This window comes from Kineosporiaceae bacterium (assembly GCA_016713225.1).
Taxonomy (GTDB): domain Bacteria; phylum Actinomycetota; class Actinomycetes; order Actinomycetales; family Kineosporiaceae; genus JADJPO01.
In genome coordinates this window covers 767,256-791,787 of sequence record JADJPO010000001.1, presented here as the reverse complement: position 1 = coordinate 791,787, position 24,532 = coordinate 767,256, and the positions used below count along the sequence as shown (strand labels likewise).

22 protein-coding genes are annotated in these 24,532 nt (G+C 70.3%); 6 read left to right on the top strand and 16 right to left on the bottom strand.

Annotated features, from left to right (window positions below):
- Positions 1–31 precede the first annotated feature (31 nt).
- From IPK24_03585 to bldC, 3 genes are all read right to left on the bottom strand, one after another.
- A complete protein-coding gene (locus IPK24_03585; protein ID MBK8074656.1) occupies positions 32–691 on the bottom strand; it encodes a 3'-5' exonuclease in 660 nt (219 codons plus the stop codon).
- 55 nt (positions 692–746) lie between these two features.
- On the bottom strand, positions 747–2,579 hold the full coding sequence (locus tag IPK24_03580) for a cyclic nucleotide-binding domain-containing protein (GenBank protein ID MBK8074655.1): 1,833 nt from the start codon (positions 2,577–2,579) through the stop codon (positions 747–749).
- Positions 2,580–2,746: 167 nt separating this feature from the next.
- Positions 2,747–2,956, bottom strand: coding sequence for a developmental transcriptional regulator BldC (gene bldC / locus IPK24_03575; protein ID MBK8074654.1), 210 nt, complete (start codon positions 2,954–2,956; stop codon positions 2,747–2,749).
- A 553-nt stretch (positions 2,957–3,509) separates the two neighbouring features.
- Here bldC and IPK24_03570 point away from each other — a divergent pair.
- Positions 3,510–3,740 (top strand): DUF3073 domain-containing protein, encoded by a 231-nt coding sequence (locus tag IPK24_03570; GenBank protein MBK8074653.1) that lies wholly within the window; start codon positions 3,510–3,512, stop codon positions 3,738–3,740.
- A 46-nt stretch (positions 3,741–3,786) separates the two neighbouring features.
- On the opposite strand, the gene IPK24_03565 is transcribed toward IPK24_03570, so the two are convergent.
- The 10 genes from IPK24_03565 to IPK24_03520 form a co-directional block, all read right to left on the bottom strand.
- Positions 3,787–4,926 (bottom strand): phosphoribosylformylglycinamidine cyclo-ligase, encoded by a 1,140-nt coding sequence (locus IPK24_03565; protein MBK8074652.1) that lies wholly within the window; start codon positions 4,924–4,926, stop codon positions 3,787–3,789.
- Positions 4,927–5,008: 82 nt separating this feature from the next.
- On the bottom strand, positions 5,009–6,436 hold the full coding sequence (locus tag IPK24_03560) for an amidophosphoribosyltransferase (protein MBK8074651.1): 1,428 nt from the start codon (positions 6,434–6,436) through the stop codon (positions 5,009–5,011).
- 22 nt (positions 6,437–6,458) lie between these two features.
- Positions 6,459–6,815, bottom strand: a complete 357-nt coding sequence (locus IPK24_03555) for a hypothetical protein (protein ID MBK8074650.1) — start codon at positions 6,813–6,815, stop codon at positions 6,459–6,461.
- Between the two features lie 9 nt (positions 6,816–6,824).
- The gene (locus tag IPK24_03550; protein ID MBK8074649.1) at positions 6,825–7,199 is read right to left on the bottom strand and encodes a hypothetical protein; all 375 of its coding nucleotides are present in this window, start codon (positions 7,197–7,199) and stop codon (positions 6,825–6,827) included.
- Between the two features lie 58 nt (positions 7,200–7,257).
- Entirely contained in the window at positions 7,258–7,992 is a 735-nt protein-coding gene (locus tag IPK24_03545; protein ID MBK8074648.1) for an SGNH/GDSL hydrolase family protein, read from the bottom strand.
- A gap of 80 nt (positions 7,993–8,072) precedes the next feature.
- Positions 8,073–9,401 carry a DUF1501 domain-containing protein gene (locus IPK24_03540; GenBank protein ID MBK8074647.1) on the bottom strand — a complete coding sequence of 443 codons (1,329 nt, stop codon included), beginning with the start codon at positions 9,399–9,401 and terminating at the stop codon, positions 8,073–8,075.
- A 7-nt stretch (positions 9,402–9,408) separates the two neighbouring features.
- A complete protein-coding gene (locus tag IPK24_03535) occupies positions 9,409–10,839 on the bottom strand; it encodes a DUF1800 domain-containing protein (GenBank protein MBK8074646.1) in 1,431 nt (476 codons plus the stop codon).
- A gap of 114 nt (positions 10,840–10,953) precedes the next feature.
- Entirely contained in the window at positions 10,954–11,490 is a 537-nt protein-coding gene (gene rfbC, locus IPK24_03530; protein MBK8074645.1) for a dTDP-4-dehydrorhamnose 3,5-epimerase, read from the bottom strand.
- Between the two features lie 7 nt (positions 11,491–11,497).
- On the bottom strand, positions 11,498–13,108 hold the full coding sequence (locus IPK24_03525; protein MBK8074644.1) for a sugar transferase: 1,611 nt from the start codon (positions 13,106–13,108) through the stop codon (positions 11,498–11,500).
- A gap of 299 nt (positions 13,109–13,407) precedes the next feature.
- Positions 13,408–14,298 carry a glycosyltransferase gene (locus tag IPK24_03520; protein MBK8074643.1) on the bottom strand — a complete coding sequence of 297 codons (891 nt, stop codon included), beginning with the start codon at positions 14,296–14,298 and terminating at the stop codon, positions 13,408–13,410.
- Positions 14,299–14,358: 60 nt separating this feature from the next.
- On the opposite strand from IPK24_03520, the gene IPK24_03515 reads away from it, so the two are divergent.
- Entirely contained in the window at positions 14,359–15,201 is an 843-nt protein-coding gene (locus IPK24_03515) for a polysaccharide deacetylase family protein (GenBank protein MBK8074642.1), read from the top strand.
- Here the strand turns inward: IPK24_03515 and IPK24_03510 are convergent.
- Positions 15,163–16,578, bottom strand: coding sequence for a hypothetical protein (locus tag IPK24_03510; protein MBK8074641.1), 1,416 nt, complete (start codon positions 16,576–16,578; stop codon positions 15,163–15,165). The two genes, IPK24_03515 and IPK24_03510, sit on opposite strands and share 39 nt — an antisense overlap.
- 494 nt (positions 16,579–17,072) lie before the next feature.
- Here IPK24_03510 and rfbF point away from each other — a divergent pair, with 494 nt between their 5' ends.
- From rfbF to IPK24_03490, 4 genes are read left to right on the top strand one after another with little or no spacing between them, the layout of a single operon-like run.
- Entirely contained in the window at positions 17,073–17,852 is a 780-nt protein-coding gene (gene rfbF / locus IPK24_03505; protein ID MBK8074640.1) for a glucose-1-phosphate cytidylyltransferase, read from the top strand.
- A complete protein-coding gene (locus IPK24_03500) occupies positions 17,849–19,147 on the top strand; it encodes an NAD(P)-dependent oxidoreductase (protein ID MBK8074639.1) in 1,299 nt (432 codons plus the stop codon). Before rfbF ends, IPK24_03500 begins: the two co-directional genes overlap by 4 nt.
- Before the next feature lie 45 nt (positions 19,148–19,192).
- Complete coding sequence (locus IPK24_03495) at positions 19,193–20,341, top strand: NAD-dependent epimerase/dehydratase family protein (protein ID MBK8074638.1); 1,149 nt, start codon at positions 19,193–19,195, stop codon at positions 20,339–20,341.
- A 1-nt stretch (position 20,342) separates the two neighbouring features.
- Entirely contained in the window at positions 20,343–21,677 is a 1,335-nt protein-coding gene (locus IPK24_03490; GenBank protein ID MBK8074637.1) for a UDP-glucose/GDP-mannose dehydrogenase family protein, read from the top strand.
- A 175-nt stretch (positions 21,678–21,852) separates the two neighbouring features.
- On the opposite strand, the gene IPK24_03485 is transcribed toward IPK24_03490, so the two are convergent.
- Positions 21,853–22,986, bottom strand: coding sequence for a hypothetical protein (locus tag IPK24_03485; protein ID MBK8074636.1), 1,134 nt, complete (start codon positions 22,984–22,986; stop codon positions 21,853–21,855).
- Positions 22,987–23,300: 314 nt separating this feature from the next.
- Positions 23,301–24,527, bottom strand: a complete 1,227-nt coding sequence (locus tag IPK24_03480) for a glycosyltransferase family 2 protein (protein MBK8074635.1) — start codon at positions 24,525–24,527, stop codon at positions 23,301–23,303.
- Between the last annotated feature and the right edge of the window lie 5 nt (positions 24,528–24,532).

Below are 24,532 nucleotides of genomic sequence, written 5' to 3'. Positions count from 1 at the left end.
CCGACGACGACCGGCGACCACCGGCGATGATTCAGTGCAGCACCCGCCGCCGACTGATCTCGGTCAGCGACCGGACGGTTTGCGGTCCCTGGGCCTCGAGCTTGGTCGCGAACGCCAACAACAACTGGGCGGTGGTCAAGGCATCACCGAGGGCATGGTGAGGCGGGTGCACCGGCAGACCGAGATCCACGGCCAGCCGCTCCAGGCTCGGCTCGGTGCTGCCGGGTGCCCTCGGTGCCAGGTAGAGCTCGCGGGCCAGGGCCGCCGTGTCCACGATCGGACCGTCCAGGCGCAGCCCCCGGGTCGCGAACGCCCGTTTCAGAAAGGCCCGTTCGACCCAGGCGGCGTGAGCCACCAGAGCCCGGCCCTGCATCAGCTCGGCGAGCACCTCGGCGCAGGCGGACAGCGGCGGGGCATCGACCAGCTCGGCGGCGCTCAGGGCATGCACGATCAGGGCGCCCTCGCTGACCGGCCGGGTGGGCTTGACCAATCCGTAGCGGCAGCTGTTCGCCACGATCCGCCCGGCACGGACGATCACCGCGCCGTAGGAGACGATCTCGTCCTGACGCAGGTCCAGGCCCGTGGCCTCCAGGTCGACGACGCAGAACTCCGCCTCACGCCAGGGCCGTTCGAGGCTGTCCCAGCCGGGAACCGTCGCGACGGCCGGACGACGCGCGAATCGGCTCAGCATCCCCACGGCACACCCCCCGACAGCGACGCGGCGACGCCGTCCCTGGCGGGAGGGGTCATGTCGTCATTCCGGGCAGCTGGCCCTGCCAGTTCGACTCCAGTCGGTTCTGGACCCCCGCGATGGCGCGGAACGACTCCCGCAGGTGGCGTCGGGTCAGCGAGTCCAGCGTTCCGGGCGCGATGTAGGTCGACACCGGTGTGCCGGCGCGCAACGACTCGACCTCCATCTCGAGCAGCAGCCCGTAGATCTGCTCGTGCGCCCCGATCAGGGTCTCGCTCTCGTCCACGCTCAGCAGCTTGGCCTCGGCTGCGCGGCGCAACCGCTCCGGCGTCGACCCGCGGACGTCGCCCGAGACCACGGCGACCCAGCGGCCCAGCGAGGTGACCGGGCGCAGCCCACCACGCTTGAGATTGAGCTGTCCCCGGTGCTCACCGGAGTGCTCCACGACGAAGTCGCGCACGAAGCCCGTCGGAGGGCGCGAGGACAGGGTGTACTCCAGCAGCATGCGCAGGAACTGCGGGGTGCGCCCGGTCGCCATGAGCGTGTCGGTGACCTGCAGGCCGAGGTCGGTCGAACTGATCGGGCGGCTGTCGGCCAGCATGGTCGACAGCAGCAGGGCGCTGTCCTGCCCGGCATCGCGCAACCACCCCACGGTCGCTTCGCGCCAACCTGTCAGCGACCGCGAGAAGCGCGCGTTGTCGGCGTTGGCGCCGTCCGCACAGCGCCGTAGGCCGGTCTTCTCCAGATCGTCCAACACCCCGGACGCCGCCTGGCGCACCTGAGCAGCGATGTCTCCCGTGCCCTCGGGTGGGTCGGCCCACACCAGGGCGGTGTCGACGTCCGAGGTCGGCAACACCTCGCGGCGGGCCAGAGAGCCGAGCACGATCCAGGAGGTCCGCACGTCCAGGTTCATCGGGCTCAGGATCAGCAGCCGGCGCAGCACCGAGTCGAGCACCGCCGACAGCAGCCCACCGATGCGAACCGGTGGCACGGCAGCGTCGAACAGCTCCACCGCGGTTCCGGGAAGCAGCGAGACCGCCTGGGCCAAGTCGGCCAAGGAGGCCGCGGAGTCGATCGCCGCGCGAACCACCAGGGGATCACGCACCTCGGCCGAGGCGAGGTCGACGACCCGGACGACGGCCGTGGGCAGATCCGCGCCATCGGTGAGCAGCAGGTGATGGACGCCACGCTCGACCATCTCGAGGAAGGCGGTGGCCAGCGGGGTGTCCTCGGGGACGCTCAGCGCGGGTCGGGTGGCCAGGACGCCGATCTCGGCCTCTGGTGGCACCTGTCCGGTGCCGACCTTCTTGCGGAAGTCGGCATCGGTGACGATGCCGAACCCGTCCGGGAAGGTGATCACGGCACACGACTGCCGTTCCTTCTCGATCCGGGCCGCGACCTCGGCCACCGTCTCGGACGCCGCGCAGCGCACCAGGGGGCGACCGAAGGTGCTGACCGGCACCAACGCTCGGTCACGCAGCCCGGTGGGGCTGGCGGACACCCGGCCGCGCTGCACCAACGACCCATATGCGGCGAAGCGCAGCCGCTCGGGGCGCGAGACCACCGACCGGGGGTCGTTCAGGCGGTAGACCAGGCAGTCGTCGAGTGCCCGCACGGTCAGTCTCGGCGGCTCGCCGCTGAACAACGACACCTGCCCGAAGGTGTCCCCGGCGTGCAACTGGTCGATCACCCGACCGTGGTCGAGCACCTCGACCGACCCGGTTCGCACCACCCAGAGATGCTGCAGCGGGTCCTGGCCCTCGGTGACCACCTCGGCGCCCGCGGGGAAGTACTCGGCCTCGACGGAGTCCGCGAGGCGCTCCAGATCGTCGAGGTCGAGGCTGTCGTAGGGGGGTTGCCCGCCGAGGAAGTACACGAACTCCTTCACGCGGACATTGGGCCAGCCCGCCCGGGCCGGGTCAAGGTCGACGGCCCTGACGCGTGTCGGGCTGGTGCAGACAATCGCCAGACGCACAGTTGCCGTTCACCGAGGGTGTCCTCCCGGTGAACGGCAACTGTGCTGCCGGGGCATCCTGGCCGGTTGCCCCGACGGTGTCAGGACTCGTCGACGCGCTGCTGGGGGATCCCCGCGAGCAGTGCTCGAACCTCGGACTCGCGATAGCGGCGGTGTCCGCCGAGGGTACGGATCGAGGAGAGCTTGCCGGCCTTGGCCCACCGGGTGACCGTCTTGGGGTCGACACGGAAGAGGGCGGCAACCTCGGCCGGCGTGAGCAGCGGCTCGGCGTCGGGCGAACGGGTGGTCATGTGATCCTCCAGGAACGGGGCGGGAACCCCCGATTACCTACATGGTGCCGTGTGCTGCGGGCGAAGCGGAGCCATTCCGCCGGATATCGGCCGTTCAGGCGGCAGGACCGCCCATTTGGAGCACTTGGGGTAGTTGTCACACCGCTGAACGTCGTGGATCCGGCCACCGGATCACCGCCCGGGCACCAACCGCTCAACTGCTTGAACAACGTTTCCAACGCAAACCCGATGCTAGCGGCGGGGCCGACGTTTCCGGACGATCTGCGGCTTTGGCGACCAATTTCCCCTCTTCGGGGGACCGCGGGATGGGCCGATCCGTCATCGGGCGCTCATCCGTGCGGTCACACCGCCATCGCGGGCCGTCCGGGGGTCGCAGGGACGGCCCCGACACCGCCTCGCCGGGTCACCACGGACAACTCGTGTGACTCCTACCAGCCGGGATGCCAGCGGCGCGGCAACGATGTACGGTTACGGGCACGACATACTGACGACCAACATCCGGGGCCCCGCCATGGGCGCCTGCCCCGGATCGATGCATGAGGGGGTCGACGCCATGGGGCGCGGCCGTCAGAAGGCCAAGCAGACGAAGGTGGCTCGGCAGCTGAAGTACTTCAGCCCGAACACCGACTACACGGCCCTCCAGCGAGAGCTCTCGGGCTCGAACGACCACGCACCGGTTGCCGGCGACGAAGACGACCTCCTCGAGGACGAGTACTCCGACGAGGATGACGACGACGCCGACGACGACGGGTACGGGGGATGGACGGCCGGCAGCAGCCGCTGACGTCACCAGGCAGGCGTACACGCATGCCTGGTCCTCCGTGACCGGATCAGCCCTGCGAGGCGTAGCTCCCGGTCATCTCCACGGCACCACCGTCGACACCCTTGGTGCCTTGAACGACCTCGTGTGACGGCGCATCCTCCGGTGTTCCCACCTCGCCGATCACCCAGGCCGCCAGGCCTCGCCCGCGCAGGCGCTCCAGCGCGGCGTCCACGGCCTCCGGCGCCACGACGGCCACCATGCCCACGCCCATGTTCAGGGTGCGCTCCAGATCGCCCAGCGGCACCCGCCCCAGTCGGCGGACCAGGTCGAAGACGGGCGGTGGCGTCCAGCTGGAGCGGTCGAGTCGAGCCAGCACACCCGCCGGCAGGACCCGCGCCAGGTTGGCCGCCAGACCGCCGCCGGTGACGTGTGAGAGGGCACGCAGGTCGGCGCCGAGCACCTGAGCCAGGTCGACCATGTCGGCCGCGTAGACCCGGGTCGGGGTCAGGAGCTCCTCGCCCACGGTGTGCCCCAGGTCGGCGACGTGGCGGTGATAGGTCCACCCGGCCTCGGCGATCACCCGGCGTACCAGCGAGTACCCGTTGGAGTGCAGTCCGGACGAGCCCAACGCCAGGACGACGTCCCCGGCACGCACCCGGTGCGGGCCGAGCAGGGCATCGGCCTCGACCACCCCGACGGCAGCACCGGCCAGGTCGTACTCCGAGGGGCCGAGCAGGCCCGGGTGCTCGGCCGTCTCACCACCGACCAGGGCACACCCGGCCTGCTCACACGCCGCCGCGATCCCCGAGACGATGGCGGCGATCCGCTCCGGCACCACCTGGCCACAGGCGATGTAGTCGGTCATGAACAACGGGCGGGCCCCGCAGACCACGATGTCGTCGACCACCATGGCGACCAGGTCGAACCCCACGGTGTCGTGCCGGTCGAGGGCCTGGGCCACCGCCACCTTCGTACCCACGCCGTCCGTGCTGGTGGCCAACACCGGATGGGCGTAGTCGCGCAGCATCGAGACATCGACCAGCCCCGCGAAGGCACCGATGCCCCCCAGCACGGTCACCCCGGCGGCCTTGGCCGCGATATGGGTACGCGCCACCGAGTCGCGCATCAGTTCGACCGCCCGGTCGCCTGCCTCGACGTCCACGCCCGCGGAGGCGTAGGTGATCGGCTGGGTGATCGGCTGGGTCATGACGCGGGGCTCCTTCGACGAACTGACCGTGCCGGACGCGCCGCCGGGGCGCGCGACAGGGCGAGGGTGACCGTGGCACGTCTCACGGGACGATGCTCAGGGGCAACTCGGGCTGTTCCAGGGCGCGCTTGCCGAGCAGTACCTCGTCGGACAGCGGCACCGGGTACTCACCGGTGAAGCAGGCCGTGCAGAGCTGAGCCCGAGGTTGCCCCGTGGCGTTCACCATGCCGTCCAGCGAGATGTACCCGAGCGAATCGGCACCGATGCTGACCCGCACCTCCTCGACCGTCAGGCCGCTGGCGACCAGCTCGGCGCGGGTGGCGAAGTCGATCCCGTAGAAGCAGGGCCAGGTCACCGGGGCACTCGAGATGCGGACGTGCACCTCGGCCGCCCCCGCCTCCCGCAGCATCCGCACCAGCGCCCGCTGGGTGTTGCCCCGCACGATCGAGTCGTCGACCACCACGAGGCGCTTGCCCGCGATCACCTCACGCAGCGGGTTGAGCTTCAGGCGGATCCCGAGCTGACGGATGGTCTGGCTGGGCTGGATGAACGTGCGCCCGACATAGGCGTTCTTGACCAGGCCCTGGCCGTAAGGGATGCCCGAGGCCTGGGCGTACCCGACCGCCGCCGGGGTGCCCGACTCGGGCACCGGGATCACCAGGTCGGCCTCGACGGGGTGCTCCACGGCCAGCCGCCGCCCCATCGCCACGCGCGAGGCGTGCACCGACTGACCCACGATCGAGGTGTCCGGACGGGCCAGGTAGACGTACTCGAAGCAGCAGCCGGTGGCGGTGGCCGGGGAGAACCGGGTCGAGCGCACCCCGTTCTCGTCGATGGCGACCATCTCGCCGGGCTCCACTTCACGCACCACCGAGGCCCCGACGATGTCGAGTCCGGCGGTCTCGCTCGCCACCACCCAGCCCTTGTCGAGCCGGCCGAGCACGAGCGGGTGGATGCCGTACGGGTCGCGGGCGGCGTACAAGGTGTGCTCGTCCATGAAGACCAGGCTGAACGCGCCGCGCAGGTGGGGCAGCACCTCGAGCGCCGTGGCCTCCAGCGAGTTCTGCCCGGCGCCGGCCAGCAGGGCGGTGATCAGCGCGGTGTCGGTGGTGTTGCCCCGGGCGAGTTCGCCGGAGTCGGCACCCTCACCCGTGCGCTGGGTCAGCCAGTCGCGCAGCTCGAAGGTGTTGACCAGGTTGCCGTTGTGGGCCAGGGCCACGGTGCCGCTGTCGGTGGCACCGAGCGTGGGCTGGGCGTTCTGCCAGGTCGACCCACCGGTGGTGGAGTACCGGCAGTGCCCGACGGCGATCTGCCCGGCCAGTGAGCGCAGGGCCGATTCGTCGAAGACCTGGGCGACCAGTCCGACGTCCTTGTAGACCAAGATCTGGTGGCCGTTGCTGACAGCGATACCGGCGGCCTCTTGGCCGCGGTGCTGGAGAGCGTAGAGCCCGTAATAGGTGAGTTTTGCGACTTCTTCGCCCGGGGCCCAAACCCCGAAGACACCGCACACGAGAGGAAGTCTCCCACACGCCTCAGCGCGGCCCGGGTGCCGGTGGCGCGCTGCGCCGGTCGAGCAGCACCGCCAGGCCCGCCCCGGCCAGGCCGCCGAGCAACGCACCGATCGATCCCAGATACCCGACCACCGCCCGGGCACTGACCTCCGTCTCCTGATCCGGGAGGCGCCGCAGCAGGACGGCGAGCAGGGCGATCAGCACCCCGATCACAGCGCCGGTGATCATGAACGGCACGAACCGTGGCGCCCGGCGCAGCTGCACCTGCACCGACCCGGCCGGGACGTCGTCCGGGGGGCCGACCGCCTCGTGCTCGATGGCCCCGGTGGATTCGCTGGACTCGCCGGTGTCGTCGACGGGTGGTTCGTTCTGGCTCACCGGACGAGCCTAACCCCGCACCGTGACCACCGGCAGAGCCGCGCTCAGGTCACTGCGCGAGCCACTGGCCCGCAGCCGGCCGGCCGAGGCCGCCGCCGGCCAGTCCAGCGCGCCGGTGGCCAGCTCGAGCCAGCAGGCGGCGTCCGTCTCGACGACGTTCGGCGGGGTGCCCCGGGTGTGCCGCGGGCCGTCGATCGCCTGGACGACGCCGAACGGCGGCACCCGGATCTCACAGCTGCGGCCGGGGTGGCGCGCCGCGAGCTCCTCCAACGTGAACCGGACGGCGGTCGCCAGCGTCGTGCGGTCGACGTCGCCGCCGGCCGCGACCCAGGCCCGGACGGCGGCGAGCCCGGCTGCGGGATCGACGCGCCGACGGGGTGGCATGACCTCCAGCCTGCCACGATCGGCCGCGCCACCGCGGGCTGCTCACCTGCTGGAGCGGCTACAGCAGAGGAGCCAATCCCGCCGACAGGTGCTCATAGCCTTCACCGTTGAGGTGAAGGAAATCCCGCTGATACCGCTGCTTCGTGGTGCCGTCCGGACCGGTGAGTATCGGGTCGGCGTCGAACACGACAACCCCGTCCGTTGCCTGCGATCGAATCCACTGGTTCACCTCGACCAGCGCGACATCGATCTCGTCGGACCAGACGAGACGGCGTTCCAGGGGGAGATTCCCCGGTGGGATCACGGTCATCAGCACGACGTGCGCTCCGAGAACTCGCGCTTGTCGGAGCATTTCGGTGATGTTGGCCTTCAGTGCGGAGACGATCTCCGATCGTCGCTGCGGGAGCATGCCCACTGCCTTGAGGTCGTTCACTCCGATCTCGATGATCACCACCTCGGGGCGCAGTGGGGCAACGTGTTCGTCGAAGCGCAACAGTGCCTGTTCGGAGGTCTGTGAACCGATTCCGCGATTGACGAAGGTCAGGTCTGGCACGTCGGGCAGCGGCTGCCACTGTGCCGCCCTGGAATCGCCGAAGAGCACGGCGATCGCGCGCCCCGACGGCACGACCGGCTCACGATCGAAATTCCGAGCGCCGATGGGATTCAGCCGTACCTCGTTGAGCTCGCGATAGTACTCGCGAACCATCGAATAGGTCCTCACGTTCACGGCCACCGAGGCGGCGAGCGTCAGGCCGAGCGCGATCGACATGTTTCGCCACAGCACCGACCGCATCGCGTGAGTGTATCGACCGGGTCATCTCGTGATGCAGCGGAATCGGCCCGCCGGCGACATCGGGGACGACACGCTCGCGATCAGGTTCGGGGTCGGGTCACGCCCAGCGAGGTGCCGGTCAGGCCGGGGAAGACCGTGTCGGGGGCGCTCACCAGACAGCGTTCGGTGAGGATCTCGCGCAGGATCAGCCGGTAGTCGGTGGTGACCGCCAGGTCGCCGTCCGCGAGGGCCTCGGTGGCCAGCCCCGGCCACCGGCCGTGCACCTGGCCGCCGACCACTCCCCCACCCAGCAGCAGGACGGCGTTGCCCAGGCCGTGATCGGTCCCGCCGCTGCCGTTCTCGGCTACCCGACGACCGAACTCCGAGAGAGTGGCCACGACGACGTTGGCCATCAGCGCCGACCCGAGATCGGTGGCGAAGGCAGCCATCGCGGCGGCGAGCTCGGCCAGTTTGTCCCTCTGCCTACCCGAGTCCACCGTGCCCATCTCGGCATGGAAGTCCCACTCGCCGAAGTCGAGACACGCGATGCGCAGCCCCACACCGGACTTGATCAACTGGGCCAGGTCACGCATCGACTCGCCCAGTTCTCCGGTCGGGTAGATCGCACCGTGGGCCGGGGTGTACCCCGCCGTCTTCAGCACCGCAGTGGTGGCAACGGCCCCGAGGGCGTTGCCGGCCGGTCCCGCGATCGTGGCCGGCGCCCCCCGATGCATGGCCGACAGTGCTGTGCGCCAGCGCTTCTCCTCGGTGGCGTTCCAGGCGCCGTTGAGCGTGAAGTCGGCGATGGACGACATCACCAGCTCGGGATTCGGCCCCGTGAGCGAGGCCAACAGCCCGATCTGACCGATCTGGGTGGCCCGGAACACCGAGGTGGCCGGGCTCACCCCGAGCATGCGATCGAGCCAGCCGGTGCGCAGCGACGAACCCGGTGCGGCCCGGTGCAACTCGGCCATGGCGGAGAAGTGCGAGCGGGACGGCTCGACCTGACCGACCGCGTGCACCGCACCGAAGGTTCCGCTCTGCCAGAACGGAACCAGCGGGGCCAACGCCGGGTGCAACCCGAACCGGTTGTCACCGGCGAGCAGGTGCCCCGTCGGGATGCCGACGCTCGGCCGCAGTCGGACATAGTCGGCGTCCGCCCGGGGGACGACGGCACTCAGCCCGTCGAAACCACCTCGCAGACTGAGCACCACCAGCACATCACCGGCGGCCGAGGCTGCGGCCGAGGCGAGGCCCGGCGCATCGAACAGCAGCCGGCTCAGCGGCGAATCAGCCACCGAGGCCGCGAGGCCCAGTGCCCCGGCGGCGCCGGTGGCCCGCACCATCGATCGGCGTGAGATCCCTCGTGCGACAACGCCTTCGGCGTTCGGCTCCACTGAATGGCACCCCGGGCATCGAGCGTCGGTCATGACCACCTCACCGCAGGGCCTGGGTCGGGGTGTTCAGCAACAGCGCCAGCAACTGCCCCAGGCGCCAGGTGAGAACCTCGCTGCCGACACGCAATCGGGTTGTGGGCGTGGCGCCGAAGAAGGCACAGATCGCCGTCCGCTCGATCGAGGTGACGCCGACCTGACGCAACCGCCAGCCCACGGCGTCCACCAGTGCCCCGTACGTCGCCGGCAACGGACTCGGCACGAACGTGGTCAGCGCAGGTCGGCGAAATCCCTTGGGCCACCAGTCGTTCGCCAGCGAGTTGTTCATGTTCCACCGCGACAGGGCACCGCCGGCGGACTGCCAGGCGGCGGCGTTGTCCGGGAACCCATCGGGCTGCGGCCAGGCCAACGGCTGCTGGCCGACCGTCGAGCAGGCCCAGTAGAGCTCGGTCAGCGGCGCCGTCCCCGAGGTAGGGGGCGTGAGGCCGAGGGCGCGCACCGTGGCCAGCATCGACTCGTAGGGCGTGCGGACCTTCGCGCCCGCCGAGGCCGCGAACTCGGGTGAGGAGAACAGCGACACCAGCACCGGGGCGATGGACGTGTCGTTCGCCAGGTAGACGCGTACCAGCCGATCGACCAATGCCCTCGGCGGGTCGTCGCGGACGAATCGGACGGCGAGCTTGTGGCAGAGCCGCCGGGCGGTCGAGGGGTGGGTGGCGAGATAGCCGAGATAGGCGGCGACCACGGCCCGGCCGTCCGGATCGGCGTTGGTGTGGCTGAAGCCCATCACCCGCACCGGCCCGACGTGGTGATCCACGGTGCGATACACGAAGGCCCCGGTCTGCCAGTTCGTCGACAAGCCGGTCAGGATCAGCGCCGACTGTTTGACGTCGCGCTCGGTGTAGCCGCCGTCCACCCCGACGCTGTGCAACTCGAGCACCTCGCGGCCGAGGTTCTCGTTCGGGTTGTCCTTGGTCGAGGAGGCGTTGTTGAGGTACATCAGCATCGCCGGGTGCACGATGGCGGCCCGCAGCATGTCCCGATACCGGCCGAACGTGTGCGCCCGGATCACCTCGACGTCGTAGCGGTGCCGGTTGTCCCAGACCTCACTGGACGGGCAGGTGATGTTGAGGTGGTTCGACCAGAACTCGACCATCACCTCGAACAGCTGCCGGGTGCTCCACACGGCCCGGGCCAGGGTCGCCACACAGACGTCCATCATGACGTCCCAGCTGTCGATCCGGCCCGCCGCGACCTCGGCACGCACCGTGGGCGTCGACCACGCCAACCGGGGCAGCCGCTTCAGGACGGCGTCACAGGTCGGGTCCGCGATCTTCGACGGTCGCAGTTGAGCAGCCAGCCAGGCCGAACGGCGAGCCGGGGTGACCGTGGCGACGAGACTGGGCGTCAGCCCGTACGTGGTGCGCGCCAGCAGGTGCCTGGTCGCGGCTGCCGCTGTCCCCGACGACGCCATGGTTCATGCATCGGATGCGGACGTCGCGGCTTTGATAGCCCCCGGGGGTGAGTCGATCTCACGATCGGTGATCAGGTGCTCCGAACGTGGTGGCGATGCGCACGGATCACCCGATCACCGCGGGGTGGGCAGGAGGGGCCAGCTGCGGTCCTTGTCGCTGATCAGGCTGAACGGCAGCGGCCAGGCGATGCCCAGGGCCGGGTCGTCCGGGCGCAGGCCGCGCTCGGCGTCCGGGGCGTACGGCGCGCTGACCTGGTACAGCACCTCGGTGTCGTCGACCAACGTCTGGTAACCGTGGGCGAAGTAGGGCGGCACGTAGAAGGCCAGCCGGTTCGCCGCGGACAGTTCGACCGCGACGTGCTGCCAGCGGGTCGGTGAGTCCTCCCGCACGTCCAGCGCGACGTCCACGATGGCCCCCCGGATGCAGCGCACCAGCTTGGCCTCGGGGGCCGGGTCGAGCTGGTAGTGCATGCCGCGCACCGTGCCGGCCCGGTGGTTCAACGACAGGTTGGCCTGCTCGACCGGAGGTACCAACCCGGCAGCGGTGAACTCCTCGCGGCAGAAGGCGCGGGCGAAGAAGCCCCGCTCATCCGAGCGGACGTCGAGCTCGACCAGCACCGGACCGTCCAGGGCGGTCGGGGTGAACTTCACGAGCGGGTCAGCCCCCGTCGCCGCGGATCACCGAGCCGACCGTGCGCAGGACGATCTTGACGTCCAGCCACAACGACCAGTTCTCGATGTAGTAGTTGTCGAACCGGGCGCGGTCGGCGATCGAGGTGTCGCCCCGCAGGCCGTGCACCTGTGCCCAGCCGGTCAGGCCGGACGGTACCCGGTGCCGTGCCACGTACCGGGGGTAGGCCTCGCAGAACTGGTCGACGAAGTGCGGCCGCTCGGGCCGCGGGCCGACGATGCTCATCTCGCCCTTGAGGATGTTGATCAGCTGCGGCAGCTCGTCGATCGAGGACTTGCGCAGGAACTTGCCCACCGGACCGAGCCGATCGTCGTGGGAGATGTTCCAGTTGGTCTGCGACTCGGTCTCGTCCACCGGCTTGAGCGAACGGAACTTCATCACCTGGAACCGGCGGCCGTCGACGCCGACCCGCTCCTGACGGAAGATGATCCCCGGCCCACCCTCGAGCCGGACGGCGATCGCCACCAGCAGCATGATCGGCGAGAGCAGGAGCAGGGCGATCGAGCTGAGCGTGATGTCGAACAGTCGCTTGACACGCCAACCACGACTGCGGCGGGCGGCTCGGCGCAACCGCACCAGCGGCAGCCCCCACACGCTCTCCATGTCCTCGCTGACGTGGTGGAGTTCGAACAGCCGGGGCACCAGGAAGATCTCGGTGTCCAGCCGGTCACAGGTACGGATCACATCGACCATGGCCGACTCGCGCATCGAGCCGAAGGCCACCACGACGTTGTTCACGTCGTGGTCGGTGAGCACGTGGTAGAGCGAGTCGGTGCCGCCCAGGATCGGCAGCGGCAGCTCCTTGGGGCCGAGCCAGGGGTCGGAGTCCAGGAAGCCGATCGGGTGCAGTCCGTACTCGGGGTGATCGAGCAGGACGTCGGCCACCTGGGCGCCGACCCGGCCCGCTCCCAGGATCAGCGTGCGGTGGACGACGCGCCGCTGGCGGCGCAGGGAGCGCACCACCCCGTACCCGATCGCCCGCAGCACGATCAGGAAGCCCAGGGTGCAGGCCGCGGCGGCGACCACGTTCCACTTGACGACCACCAGGTCCCAGCGCAGCCGGGTGAACGCCACCTGGATCAGGATGGTGATCGAGATCGCGGCCAGCCATCGCCCGACCAGGCGGGGCAGGTCGTCGAGGATCGACATCGACAACCGCGACCGGTAGAGGTGCCCGATCGACAGCAGTCCGAGCAGCACCCCCACGAAGAGCACGTGGACGCGGCCGATGCCGCTTCCGGTGAGCAGGCTCGCGAGCAGCCCGCCCAGGACGGCGGCCGCCAGGTCGGCGGAGACCAGGAGCGGTTGGACGCCGTATCTGCCCAACCAGTCCTCGCGCCGACGGGCGCGGGCCGACCGGGGCGGTTCGGGGACCGGTGCGGAGCCCGGCTCGGGCAGGGGGATCTCGGGGAGTGGGTCAGGGAGCTCGGCGATGTCGTCCGCACGCGCGGCCGGCGCCGGTAACACCGCGCCGAGGCGAGTGCCCAGCACCCCTTCGGCGCCGGATCGGGCCTCGCGTTGCCCGTTGATGGTGCCTGCGGCCGACGTGACGCCGGATTCGGTCAGATCGATGGTCACCGGACGGTCGGCCCCCGTTGGAGCCGGTCGTCCGTTGCTCCCGACATTCCTGTCGGTAGTGCCCACTCTGTCTCCTCGCCCACATCCAGCGATGCCCGTCGGTCTCCCTCGGACACCAGCCGACCCCGGTCGACGCATCATCTGTCCGACCTGCGCGTTCAGCGGTTACACGCCCTGAACGGTCTCCACTTGCCACACCGAGCGTAACCGCCCGCCCCTCCACTGTCCTCGAGATCGGGTGATCCACGCGTGGATGAGCAGGGCCTGCGCGGTCCAGGGTGCACCAAACGTGATGGACGTCATCGCGGCGGCCCCGAGGGAACGTGACCCTTCCGAGAGGCCGCCGTGGCGGCGTGAAACCCTCGGTGCCACCCCCATTGCCACACGAATCGAGCCAGACTGGGCGGGGTCCCGAACCAGGCGGCGACCAGGCCGCGCAGGCGTCGGATCACCCCGGCCGCCCCGGCGGCGTCCGGGGCAGCGGACGGCGATAGGGCGTGGCGCGACTGCAGGTCGGCGTGGGCCCGGCCGTAGTCCACCCCTTGGCGATACATCGCCTGCCAGGTCGCACGCAGCCGCACGTGCACCACCAGCCGGGGCACGAACACCAGCTCCACCCCGGTGCGTTGCACCCGCCAGCACAGGTCGGTGTCCTCCAGACAGGGCACGGCCGGATCGAACCCGCCGACCGCCAGGAACACCGCGCGGTGGACGCCCATGTTGCCCGCCCCGGCATGCGGCAACGTGCCGTCGGAGCCTCCCTGCAGGCCGGTCTGCTGGTCCAGCGGACGTGACCGACGGGCTCGGGCGGTGTTCAACCGCTCCCCGTCGAATCGCCCGGCCACGAAGCGGTGATCGGTCAGGGCGGCACACACCGTCGCCAGCCAGTCCTCGGCCACCACGTCGTCGGCGTCGCAGAAGGCCAGCCACTCGCCCCGCGCCAGCCGGGCCCCGACATTGCGCGCCGCCGCCGCGCCGCGCCGCGCACCGGCATCGACCAGGCGCACGGGCAACCGGTCGGCATACCGCTCGACCACCGCCGCGGTGCCGTCGGTGGACCCGTTGTCACAGACGAGCAGTTCCCAGGGGACCGGACACGGCTGGCCGGCGAGCGCCTCGAGCTGATCACCGAGAGTCTCCTGCGCGTTCAGGCAGGCGATGAGCACGCTGAGCCGGATGGCGGCGTCCACGGTTCCCTCCCACCGGCTCCCCCCAGCGGGGCTCGCGCCGCCGTATCGTAGCCTGGCGGAATGTCGACCGATGCGCGCCGCAGCCCCGCCGAGGCCCCGGTGTTGGTGCGAGCCCGCGACCTCGGGGGACACGACGAACCCGGCCCCCGTGCCCTGCCCGACCCCGACCGGCTGATCCGTTGGGGTCGCCCGCTGCTGCTGCCGCTGAGTTCGGCCATGCGGGTGCTGACCGACGACCCGGTGATCGGTCTGACCTACGACGACGGTCCCGACCCGGAGCGCACCAGGGAGATCCTGGCGGAGTTGCGCGAACGCGACGTCCGGGCGACGTTCTTCGTCCTGGTCGAGGCGGCCGAGCGTCACCCTCAGCTGGTGCGGGACATGCTCGCCGAGGGGCACGAGATCGGCCTTCACGGCATCGACCACACTCTGCTGACCACGGTGTCCTGGCGCGAGGCGGCGCGAGCCGTCCGGCAGGGACGTCATCGCCTCGAGCAGGTGACCGGCCGGCCGGTTCGGCTGTATCGGCCCACCTACGGGATCCAGGGGCCGGCACAGTACCTGGCCGCCCGGCTGGCCGGCCTCGAGGTGGTGTTCTGGACGGCGTGGGCTCAGGACTGGCTGCAGGAGCCGGCCGAGACGGTCGCCGCCCGCGCGGTGACCGCCGGACACCCCGGCGCCATCCTGCTGCTGCACGACACGACGGGCGACGCCACACCGGAGCGTCCGGCCCCCACGTTCTCTCGCGGCGAGGTCACGGCCCGCATCGTCGACCTGCTGCACGCCGGCGGGTACCGCCTGATGCCCGCTGGGCAGCTGCTCGCGACCTACCCGGCGGTGCGGGCGGTCACCATCACCCCGCCGTCAGTCCCCCGACCCGGACGAGGCGGTCAACCGGTCTGACGACGCCGGGGCCGCTGTCTCGTGGCGATCGCTCTCCCGCATCACGCGCCGGAAGGTCCACAACCACAGGGGCAGGGATGTCGCCTGATCCAGGCAGAGGCCCCAGGCGGCCCCCCGCGCGCCGCCGAGGTACAGCCCTCCGATCATGAACGGAAAGACCAGGGGCGCTTCGATGGCCATGATCCAGAAGGCTCGGCGGGCCAATCCCATGGCGTAGATGACCAGGGTGTGGCCCTGCCACAGACCCCAGAAGACGTTGCCGACGATCATCGGCAGCAACACGTCCAGGGCCTCGGCCCAGTTGCCTCGGAACATGGCCTGGCCGGCCGCCGCCGGTAGCAGGAGCAGCAGGGAACCGTAGAGCACGGCGATCGCGGCCATGGCCAGACTGGTGAGGTAGGCGATGCGGGTGCGCTGGCTGCTGGTCCACCCGGTGCGCTTGGACAGCTGGGGCAGCGCGAAGGTCTGCAACGCCGTCCCGAGCATGTTCAGCGGCCCCAGCACCACCTGCGCGGCCTTGAAGGCCCCGACGACGGTCAGCCCCTCCTTGCCCCCCACCAACGCGCCCACGGCCAGGATTCCGCCCTGGAACGCCCCGGCACCCAGGAGGTACTCGGCGAGCAGGTACCCCGACAGATCGCGGTGTTCGCGCAGCCAGCTGGCCGCGCCCCGCAGGTCGGGCACCACCCGCAACTGCACCAGCGCGACCACCACACACACGGCGGCGGAGGCCCCCCACACCAGCACCAGCGCGGGCGGAGTGGGGCGCGTGATGGCGGCGAGCACCACGATGGCGGGGAACTGGATCGCGGCCCACAAGGCGTCGTTGAGGGCCGCCAGTTTGGCCTGCGACCGGGCGAAGAAGATCAATCGGGCGGCGTCCTGCAACAACAGGAACGGCAGCACCGCACCCGTGGCGACCAGAACCGGCCCCAACTGGCCGCCGAGCACCAGGCCCACGGCGATGCAGCCCAGTGCCCCGATCAGCCCGACAGCCAGGGCGGTGCCGAAGGCCCGGGCCCGGCCCGAGTCCAGCCGCGCTCCGGTGGCGCTGCTGTACCGGATGCTCATCGGCTGCCCGACCAGGGCCCGCTCGATGCCGATGCACACGTTGAACACCAGGATCGCGACCGCGAAGGTGCCGAAGGCCGGCACATCGACGTAGTGCGCCACGACGATGGCGAGCATGGTGTTGGTCAGGGCCGACAGCACCTGGTCGATGGCGGTCCAGCTGGCCAGACGCACCAATTTGAACCGACGGCTCTCGCCGGGGCTCTCGTCGGGATCGGGCGGCAGCACCTGCGACAACGCCGGGAGGAGCGGACCCCGGGCACCGTTACGCACCGGCTCCGCGCTCTCGCGCGTGGGTTCGCTCACGGTGGCTCGGCCCTCGCCCTTCCTGCCTGTCGCTGTGTGCTGTCGCGGGCCGGCTCGACCCGATTGGCCCCGACCGCCCGAACTGTCACCACGACTATCGCGCCGCGACGGTGAAGTGTCACAAGAAACTCGCGACCTGTTCGGGATGACCTACCTCATGACCCCGCGCGAGCACCGGCGGCACGTGGCTACCCTCACCTGCACCGGCTCGTTCGGGGCCGTATGTGACTCTCTGGCCGAGTCTCCACTGTACGAGACGTAGTCGTCAGGATTCGACCACACGCCTCCGGCTCGCTGCATCAAGTCAACGCAATGTCATGCATGGCAGAGCTCGAGGTCATCCCTCGCGCCATCCCCGGCCCATCCCCGGCTCATCCCCGACCCAGGGGGGCAGCACCGTCGTCCGGCTCGGACCAGACGCGCGCGGGCGATAGCCTGCCTTGCGGTGGCGGACGGACGCCGCCACGTCCGGCGGGCAGATTGGGGGCCGATCGGTGAAGGCGGTCATCTTGGCCGGCGGGCTCGGGACGCGACTGAGTGAAGAGACCTCACTGCGACCCAAGCCCATGGTGGAGATCGGCGGGTATCCGATCCTCTGGCACATCATGAAGACCTACGCCGCCTACGGCATCGACGACTTCGTGGTCTGCTGCGGCTACAAGCAAGAGGTGATCAAGGACTGGTTCGCGTCGTACACGCTGCGCACCTCCGACGTCACGTTCGACCTGGGCTCGGGCATCGTGACCACCCACCACGCCCGCACCGAGAAGTGGCGGGTCACGCTGGTCGACACCGGGCTGCACAGCATGACCGGGGGGCGGTTGCGCCGGGTCGCCGACCACCTCGACGGCACCTTCTGTTTCACCTACGGGGACGGCGTGAGCGACGTCCCGGTCGATGAGCTGATCGCCTTCCACCGTCGCCACGGACGCCACGCGACCATGACCGCCGTCCAGCCACCCGGGCGCTTCGGTTCGCTGGTGCTGCACGGCGAGGACACGGCGGTCAGTCACTTCCAGGAGAAGCCGGACGGCGACGGCGCCTGGATCAACGGCGGGTACTTCGTGCTCGAGCCCGAGGTCATCGACCACATCGCCGACGACACCACCACCTGGGAGCAGGAGCCGCTGCGCCGACTGGCGCGCGAGGGGCAGCTGCACGCCTTCCGGCACCCCGGGTTCTGGCAGCCCATGGACACGGTGCGCGACCGCGATGTGCTCGAGCGCGCCTGGAACGAGGGCAGAGCGCCCTGGAAGGTCTGGGACGACGCATGATCCTCATCGACTCCGCTCTGAAGCAGCGGGCCGAGGCCGACGACCCGGTGCCGTTCGCGCTGTTCGGTGCCGGGTTCATGGGCCGCGGCATCGTCAATCAGGTGGTGCGGTACACCCCCGGCATGAGCGTGCCGGTGGTCTGCAACCGCACCCCCGAGGCCGCCCTCGACGCCTACCACCGGGCGGGCGTGGACGACGCGGTGGTGGTGGCCGACGCCGCCCACCTGGACGAGGTGGTCGCGGCGCGCGGCCATGCGGTCACCAGCGATCCGGCGGTGGTCGCCGGGTCGCGTCTGATCGGCACCGCCGTCGAGGCCACCGGGCACGTCGCCTACGGCACCGCCGTCACCCAGGCCATGATCGAGTCCGGCAAGCACATGGTGCTGATGAACGCCGAGCTCGACGCCACCGTGGGGCCGTTGCTGCGCCGCCGCGCCGAGGCCGCGGGCGTCGTCCTGACCGGGTGCGACGGCGACCAGCCCGGCGTCCAGCTGAACCTGATCCGGTTCGTCGAGCAGCTCGGGCTGATCCCTCGGGTGGCGGGCAACATCAAGGGGCTGCAGGACCACTACCGCAACCCCACCACCCAGGCAGGCTTCGCCAAGGCCTGGGGGCAGACACCCTCCATGGTCACCTCGTTCGCGGACGGCACCAAGATCAGCTTCGAGCAGGCGCTGGTGGCCAACGCGACCGGCATGGGCGTGGCGCGGCGCGGCATGATCGGCATCGACGACGACGGTCATGTGGACGACCTGGTCGACCGGTACGACCTCGACGACCTGCGGGCACGCGGCGGCATCGTCGAGTACGTGGTGGGCTCCAAGCCCTCGCCCGGGGTGTACGTGCTGGCCGAGGCCCGGGACGAGGCGCAGAAGCTCTACCTGGACTACGGCAAGCTGGGCAAGGGGCCGCTGTACTCCTTCTACGTGCCCTACCACCTGACGATCTTCGAGATCGCGATCTCGGTGGCCCGGGTGGCCCTGTTCGGCGACACCGTCGTCGCCCCGGTGGCCGGTCCGGTGGTCGACGTGGTGGCCACCGCCAAGGTCGACAGCCCCGCCGGCACCGTGCTCGACGGCCTCGGCGAATACCTGACCTACGGCCAGTGCGAGAACTACGACGTCTCGCGGCGCGAGCACCTGTTGCCCATGGGGATCGCCGAGGGCTGCCGGCTGCGGCGCGACGTCGTCCGCGATCAGGTGCTGACCTACGAGGACGTCGAGCTGCCCACCGACTCACTGGTCCACCGGCTCCGCGCCGAGCAGGACGAGCTGTACCCGATCACCCCCGCGTAGGGCCCCATCCCACGCCGTCACCCGACTCGAAGGATTGTTGTTCGCATGAGTGTCGTCATTCCCTCCGATGCCCAGCAGGCCGCGCTCGACGTGGTCCTCGCCGATCTCGACCACATCGTCGACTCGGCCGCCACCGAGTTCGCCGAGCTGGCCGGCTCGCGACTGCTCATCATCGGCGGGGCCGGGTTCCTGGGTCACTACCTGGTGCAGGGAGCCGTGCACGCCAACCGGCGCGCGCGGGCCGCCGGGTCGGGCGAGCCGATCGAGATCGAGGTGTGGGACTCCTACGCCCGCGGCGTGCCCACCTGGCTGGACGAGCTGCGCGGTGAGCCGAACCTGACGCTGCGCGCCCAGGACATCCGCGACCCGCTGCCCGCCGATCTGGGCCATGTCGACTACGTGATCCACGCGGCGTCGATCGCCTCGCCGACGTACTACCGGCTGCACCCGATCGAGACCATGGACGCCAACGTCGACGGGCTGCGCAAGCTGCTCGACCACGCCCTGGCCCAGAAGAACGCCGGAACGCCGATGAAGGGGTTCCTGTTCTACTCCACCAGCGAGATCTACGGTGACCCCACGCCGGAGCACATCCCGACGCCGGAGACCTACCGCGGCAACGTGTCCTGCACCGGACCGCGCGCCTGCTACGACGAGTCCAAGCGGTACGGCGAGACGCTGTGCGTGAACTTCGCGCGCCAGCACGGCCTGCCGATCACGATCGCCCGGCCGTTCAACAACTACGGCCCGGGGTTGAAGATCACCGATGGCCGGGTACTGCCGGACTTCTGCCGCAACGTGCTGGACGGCAACGACATCGTGATGCTGTCGTCAGGCTCACCCACCCGCACCTTCTGCTACGTCGCCGACGCGGTGGCCGGCTACTACAAGATCCTGGTGCGTGGCCGGGCCGGGGAGTCGTACAACATCGGCATCGAGACCCCCGAGATCTCGATGGCCGACCTGGCGCAGCGGGTGGGCACGCTGGCCAAGGAGCTGTACTCCTGGGACGGCGCCGTGGTGCTGGGCACCAGCGACGACGCGGAGTACCTCACCGACAACCCGAACCGGCGCTGCCCGGTGATCACCAAGGCGCGCACCGAGCTGGACTACAACCCGACGGTCACCGTGGACGAGGGGCTGCGGCGGTCGCTGATCTGGTACGCCGGCAACCGCAGCGCCGAGGAGAACTGACATGCGGGTCAGCATCGTCGGCACCGGTTACGTCGGACTGGTCTCGGGTGTGGGCCTGGCCGAGATCGGCCACCGGGTGACGTGTATCGACATCGACGAGCGCAAGGTCGAGATGATCCGCTCCGCGAAGGCTCCGATCCACGAGCCGGGCCTGGAGGACCTCCTGGCCCGCACCAGTGGCACCTCGCTGTTCGCCACCACCGACCTGCACGCCGCGGTACTCGACAGCGACCTGACGATGATCGCCGTCGGGACACCGTTCGACGGCGAGCGGATCGATCTGAGTTACATCGAGACCGCGGCCGAGCAGATCGGCAAGGCGTTGGCCGAGAAGGACTCCTACCACGTGGTCGTGGTCAAGAGCACGGTCGTGCCCGGGACGACGCGCACCGTGGTGCTGCCGATCCTCGAGCAGGCGTCGGGCAAGCGGGCGGGCGCCGACTTCGGCGTCGGCATGAACCCCGAGTTCCTGGCCGAGGGCAATGCGGTGGTCGACTTCTCCTCGCCCGACCGCATCGTGTTCGGCGGCATCGACCAGCGCTCGCAGGACACCCTGGCCGACCTGTACGCACCCTTCACCGCTGCCGACACCCTGCGCACCGACACCGACACCGCCGAGATGATCAAATACACGGCGAACTCTTTGCTGGCCACCCTGATCTCGTTCTCCAACGAGATCGGCAACCTCTGCGCCGAGGTGGGCGTCGACGTGGTCGATGCCATGGCGGGGGTCCACCTGGACAAGCGGCTCTCGCCGATCCTCGGGGACGGACAACGGGTCCGTCCGGGGTTGCTGTCGTTCCTGGCGGCCGGCTGCGGCTTCGGCGGCTCGTGCTTCCCCAAGGACGTCAAGGCCCTGGTGGCCTACGGCCGCAGTCGCGGTCAGGCGATGCCGGTGCTGGACGCCGTCCTGGCGACCAACAAGGCGCAGCCGTCGCGGCTGATCGAGCTGTTGCAACGCCGCCTGCCCGAGCTCGCCGGGCGGCGGATCGCCGTCCTGGGCATGGCCTTCAAACCCGACACCGACGACATCCGCGAGTCGCCCGCGCTGCCGGTCACCGAGCAGCTGCTGGACGCCGGTGCACAGGTGGTCGCCTACGACCCCGAGGCCACCGAGAACGCCCGCGCGGTGTTCGGCGACCGGGTGCGGTTCGCCGGCTCGCTGCCGGACGCCGTCCAGGGGGTGGACGCCGTGGTGCTGGTGACCCGCTGGGCCGAGTTCACCGGGCTGGCGCAGGTGCTGGCCGATGCCGGGCTGGACGTGCCCGTGATCGACGGTCGACGGCTGCTCGACAAGGCCGCCTTCACCCAGTACGAGGGCATCGGCCTGGGCTGAGGCCGCCCCTCGCCCCCAGTGATCACGTTGAAGATCACGGTGAGGGTTGCGTGTCAGATCGAAGATCACGGTGAGGGTTTCGTCTGCGGCAACGCGTCGGAAACCCTCAACGTGATCTTCAACGTGATCATGCCTGCCGCGATGTGACGCCGCGGTGGGCACCCGGTTGGGGCCGTCAGAACCAGCGCTTGTAGACCGCCGCCGACTTCGGCATCTGCACCGGCGAGAACAGCGAGTTCTTGATGTAGGACATCGGCTCGTTGAAGTAGCACTCGTAGACCAGCACGTCCCGGTTCGCATAGAAGAACTGGTGCATCTTCACGACGAAGTACGGGTTGTCCCCACCGCCGAACGAGGCACCGTGCACGCCCCACTCGGGCACCGCAAAGCCCTTCTTGTGCAACCGGGCGAAGGCCACGGCGTCCCCGAGCCCCGGACCCTTGACGGGCTTCATCGCCCGCGAGAACGTCAACGAGTTGTTGGCCTTGAGCTCCCAGAAGTCGTAGTGGTCCATCGAGATCCCGTCCACGTACCGGTCACCCGGGTAGAGCACGCTCAGAGCGTCCAGCCGGGTCTTCTGACCCGGCAGCCCGAACCCGGACGAGGTGTCGAACCAGAAGGTCAACCCCGGCGACTCGCGGTTCATGATGGTCACCACGCGCTGGAATGCGGCGCGGAACTTGGGAGCCGTGGCGTACGTGGCCCCCCAGGCGAACCAGTCGCCGTTCGCCTCCAGGCCGACGCGGATCGCCGCGTCGCCGCGGCCCCCGGCCTTCAGGTCACGGGCGATCTGGCGGAAGACGTAGTCGTACCTGCCCGAGGTCACATCCGCCCACTGCCCCTTGCGGTTGTTGGGCAGCAAGGGCAGGCCCACCACCAGCCGGCCGTTCCAGCCCGCCATCTCTCGGGTGATCCAGCTGCTGTCGGCCATCTCGGCCCAGGTGCCGTAGCTCGGGTAGACGGTCGTGAAGTCGAACCGCCGCCCCGCCCAACTCTCGGCCGCCAGGGTGCGGGCGGCGGACATGCCGTTGCCGGTCCAGATGCCGCTGTGCCAGAGCATCCCGGAGCGGGGCTTGCCGTACATGGTCAGCGCCTTGCGACCGACCGCAGCCGTGGCGGCCGTGGCGGCGGCGGGTGCTGCAGCCGGTGCGGCGGCGAGGGCCGCGGGTGCCGCCGCCAGACGCGGAGCGGCCAACGACTCGGCCCGGGCGGGCCCGGCGGCGATACCGGCCGCCAGACTGGCGGCCAGGGCGCTGCTCACGGCCAGGCGGCGTAAGCGAGTACGGGTGGGTGGGACGGTGATACTCATCGTGACCCCCATCAGGCGACGAATCGACGTGATGGGGTTCGGCGGGTTCGAGGCACCGGCTGAAGGGAGCCGCCCGGGATTCACCCCGGGTGCCAGGGCCTCCTCCACAGAGCGTGAACCCGCCCGCAGGGGGTGTTCGGACGCCGCCGCGACAACCCGGTGATCACCCGGGGGGCATGGTCCGACCCGGCCCGGGGCCGGCGTCCGTTCGGGTCATGGCGACCCGGAGGCCTACCGTCGTCCTGCCACCGGACGACAGGTGCGACGGCGTCTCGGACCTGAGCAGGCATGGTGCACCACAGTGCCCGTGCCGATCATCGACCGGACGGCGTCCGCCCACCCTGATCGGCCGCATCCGGGTCGCTGGCCTGCAGGTTCGACGGCCGGACCGATGCGGCTGCGTCACCGTCCGGCGACGCCACAGACGAGGCGGACGACGCCTGCGGGGTCTTTCGGCTGGGCACCCGGGCACTGGCGGTCGCCGGCCGGAGCCGGAACAACGCGCCCTCGAGGAAGCCCAGCCCCCACCCCAGGTGCATGGCCATGAACGCTCCCAGCAGCCGGGGCAGCCCGGCACGGCGTCCGGCGCTCGGGCCCGGCCCGGAGATGCCTCGGGAACCGAGATCAGCCGCCGTCGGATCACCCGTCCGGACGCCGCCCGACCGGGTGTCCGGTGGCGGCTCGATGCGGATGTCCGAGCGCAGCGTGAGCACACCGGCGGCGATCAGCGCCAGGGCGTAGGGCAGCGACAGCAGCACGGCCAGGGGCCACCAGCCGAGCACGGCGCACACCACGGCCAGGGCCAGGGCCACCACCAGGGCGGGTGGGGCCAGATGGCGAATCCGGACGGCGCCCAACCCGTTCTTCAGCACCATCGCCGCCTTGCCCCGGCCGTAGCGGCGGTACTGCCGGGCGAGCGCGGGCACGGATTCGCGCACGTGCCAGTAGATGCACATGTCCGGGTCGAACCGGATCCGGTGCCCCTGGGCCAGGATTCGGTGATCGAGGTCGACGTCCTCGTTGACCAGGAGGTTCTCGTCCCAGCCACCGAGCGGGCGCAGCACCGACACCCGGAACACGCCGAATGAGGCGTGATCGGTGTCCTGCGGTTCGGTCGCGTAGTGGTTGATCGAGTCACCCACCCCGAACTTGCTCGACAAGGCGGTGGCCACTGCCACGCCGGCCGATGTGCGGGCCACCCCGATCCGCTTGCCGCCCACGGCCGCGACCTGGGGATCCGCGTCCAACGTCGCGGCCCCGCGCTCCAGGTAGGTCTCGCTGACCGCAGCATGCCCGTCCACGCGGGCGATGTAGCGCCCCTGCGCCTGCGCGAGCGCGATGTTGAGCGCGCTGGGGATGGTGCGCTGCGGGTTGCGCACCAATCGCACCCGGGGGTCGACCTCGGCGATCTGGTGCACGATGGCCGCGGTGCCGTCGGTGGAGTCGCCGTCGAGCACCAGCAGCTCGAGATCGGTGAAGGTCTGGGTCAGCACCGAACGAATCGCCCCGTCGACGCTGCGCTCCTCGTTGAGCACCGGCATCACGA